This window comes from Aerococcus sp. L_32 (genome assembly GCF_050689315.1).
Genome location: NZ_JBOEQF010000606.1, coordinates 1 through 1,046, shown reverse-complemented (window position 1 = coordinate 1,046; position 1,046 = coordinate 1). Strand labels below are relative to the sequence as shown.

At 41.1% G+C, this 1,046-nt stretch carries 1 protein-coding gene; it reads left to right on the top strand.

Going from position 1 to position 1,046, the window contains the following annotated elements; genetic code table 11:
* Positions 1 to 79 precede the first annotated feature (79 nt).
* On the top strand, positions 80 to 1,012 hold the full coding sequence (locus ACRCJ0_RS15110; protein WP_417893549.1) for a YitT family protein: 933 nt from the start codon (positions 80 to 82) through the stop codon (positions 1,010 to 1,012).
* The last annotated feature ends 34 nt before the right edge of the window (positions 1,013 to 1,046 follow it).

Genomic DNA, 1,046 nt, shown 5'->3' with positions numbered 1-1,046 from the left:
CGAGGGTCGCTGATTGATTACCCAGGGGTATTTTGTTATATTTTGTGTATTAGATTGGACAAGAAAGAGAGGTATTAAATTGAAAAAAGTATTAGCAGTTATAGATATTCAGCAATTATTCATCATCACTTTGGGGACTTTAAGCATGACCATTGGTTTATATTTCTTCTTAGTACCTGATTCCCTTGTCGGTGGGGGTACTGGGGGTATGGCGCAGGTATTGGCACCATTTATTCCGCTACCTTATTCAGCGATCCTTTTTGCCATTAATATAGTCTTACTGGTCATTGGTATTATGGTGATTGGTAAGGAGTTTGGTGGGACAACCCTGTATTCTGTCATCCTCTATTCAGGCTTTTATGCCTTATTCGAACGGTTTGTACCAGTTACAGGGGCAGTTGCTGATGATCCCTTGGTCAACTTGATTTTGGGACAAGTCCTCCTTTCAACTGGTGTCGGCTTAGTTTTTAATGCCGGTGCCACAACTGGTGGGGTAGATATTATTGCCAAAATAATGAACATGTACCTACCTATCACTTTTGCGACAGGGGTCATGATTTCCGATATGACCATCTTGCTTGCGAATATGCTGGTATTTGGGATTGAACGTGGTTTGTATGCCACAATCGGGGTCCTACTGGCCAATGTCGTTGTTGACCGCGTAATCACTGGTGGTTCTGCAAGATACAACGTGAATATTACATCAGAAATTGCTGGGGAAATCAACGAATTTATTTTAACAGAATTGGCCCGTGCGACAACAATCTATACGGCTAAGGGTGGATATACTAAGAAATCACGTGCGGTGATTACTACAGTTGTTGACCGTGAAGAATTATTACGGTTGAAAAACCAAGTAACTGAAATGGATGCGAATGCTTTTATGTATGTGTCGCCAGTATCTGAAGTGACTGGGCGCGGATTCTCTTTTGAAGTGAGGAGAAAACAGTCTCGAATTGCTAAACTAAGAGCGCGTGCTTTAAAGGGGAAAAATTCTAGTATCAACAATTAGCCTTTTTGTTCCAATAATCATGTATAATAAAGGC